General features: G+C 38.5%; 2 protein-coding genes. Both read right to left on the bottom strand.

Annotated elements, in window-relative coordinates:
- Positions 1-746 precede the first annotated feature (746 nt).
- On the bottom strand, positions 747-1,304 hold the full coding sequence (locus C7N83_RS13695; RefSeq protein ID WP_106743268.1) for a hypothetical protein: 558 nt from the start codon (positions 1,302-1,304) through the stop codon (positions 747-749).
- Positions 1,305-1,382: 78 nt separating this feature from the next.
- On the bottom strand, positions 1,383-2,106 hold a 724-nt coding region (locus C7N83_RS13690), incomplete at its 5' end, for a S24 family peptidase (RefSeq protein ID WP_106743267.1).

The raw sequence follows: 2,106 nt of genomic DNA, 5'->3' as shown, positions 1-2,106 counted from the left end.
CCACTTTGCAAAATCGGTTTCATAAGAAGTTGCCATTTACTACTCCCAAATACGTGGCTGAAACAAATCAAATTATATCATATTTAGACAAATCAAAGAGTTTTAAAACCGGCTTACAAAATCCGACTTTAAAACCATTTACCCAAATAAACAGACTTCATGACAAATGCACTGTATAATAATAAACAGCCGGATTATTTAAATCCGGCTACACCCAAACTGAAGCCCGCTCCGAAAAACGGGCTTGGATTTGGATATATCAGCAAACGGCTGTTGGTTGCCGTCTGATATTTATCAGGATAGATAACCTGATGACACCTGCAATCATAAGCAGGGAATTAAAATCAAATTGTAAGTTGGTGCTTTTCTCGGGAGGCAGAACTGCTCACCGTTCACGACCACGGATTACACACCCCATCGGGGTACGTCCCGATTGATTTTGATACGTTCAAATTGCCGCCCGTAACCTTTCCGGTTTCCCACACCCTGCACGGCCAACGTCCGGCAGGTTTTTTTGTGGGTGGTTACTACGCTTCCAAGTTTTCAAAGAACGTTTTGTTATGTGTATATTAGCCATAGATAACATATTTGACAAGTAAAATATTAGCTAAAGCTAATATTTTACATTTTGATGAATTTAATAGATTGATTTTAATATATATTTGATATGCAAATATTGGTAGCTGGATTACAAAAAAAGCCATCTGATACAAATCAGATGGCTTTTTCAAAGTGAAAATCTCGATTCAATTCTGTTTCAAAAGAACTTCTTTGATCGTTTTAAATACTGCATGACATTTAAACCGATAAACCGGATAGGTAATCACAAACATAACAAATGAGAATGCCGCCGTTATCTGTTTCAAAAAATCAGGCAACAGAAAATCAGCAATTAACGGAAGCCCTAAAAAGAAAAAGGCAAGACTTAACAACATAGGCCGTTTAAATTTTTCCCGTATGACTGAACGCAAATTTAAAAAATTAGGCGATACATCATTGAGATTATGATTTTTCAAGAGAACGTAATTCCCCGTATTCGTGCTTTTGGAAAACAAGGCATAAACGCTGATTTTATGACCTGGCCGCATAGAAAAATCCCAGTTATAGGTTTTGAAACTGCGCTCATTGCCATCATCATCTATCAGAAAAAATTCTGTCCGCTCAACAGTCTGACTGCGGATAGAACCAAACTCACCAGTAGTACCTGAAACATGCGTGCTACTAAGTTGGCTGCTGTCAATCAGCGTACCTGTATAACAGGTCAACTCAAAATGCTTATCTTTAAAAACAATTTCCGATTTCATAAATCGCCCAATTCATCTGAGCTTACTAAAAGACTTAAAGACCGTCTTAATTCAGACGGCCTATCATGGAAATAAAAATTAAAATCTTTGGAATATCTGCGACTGACCAAGCAAAACCTTACCGATTACCACAAGGCTGCCTTTGTCTTTTTGAGTGATTTGCCAGCTCTTATATTGGCGGTTATCTGAAATGACTAGAAGATTATTCCCCACCATCTGTAAACGTTTCAGGTGCAAATGCGTGCCAACTAGAAACAGATATACACCGTCCCCATCATAACAGTCAATTGAAATATCTATGAATACCAAATCTCCCGGCTCAAGCGTACCGGACATATTATCCACTCTGATATTAGTCAGCCTGATACAGTTTGGTTCTCTACCTGTAAAAATCCGGTTGTACTGCTCTTCCGTATATTCAATAAAGGAAATATTCGCACTTATATCTGATGTATTAATCAGATATTTTCCCAGCACATCATCATCTAACCTCTTTACTGTAAACGGGGAAAAATCCACATTATGAATTTTTTCTTGCACGGGCGTATTAACTGCCCAAAACCCCTTACCGCTGGCGAGCCAATCCGGATCGCATTCAAGAAATTCAGAAGCGCGTAACAAATTCTGCCCTTGCAAAGTCTTTGTTCCACCATTCAGCCATTTGGAAACTGAAGGCGGTCTGACTTTACAATATTTGGCTAAATCAGCTTGCGATTTTTTCAAATCGGTAAGGCGTTGTTTAATTCGGTCGGCGAGTGTATTCATGTGGCTATTATCGCTGTCAATTATTTTCCTTTGGGAA

The organism is Neisseria iguanae, assembly GCF_003013245.1.
GTDB classification, from domain to species: Bacteria; Pseudomonadota; Gammaproteobacteria; order Burkholderiales; family Neisseriaceae; genus Neisseria; species Neisseria iguanae.
Note: the sequence above shows the minus strand (reverse complement) of the source record. Positions and strands in the feature narration are given on the sequence as shown.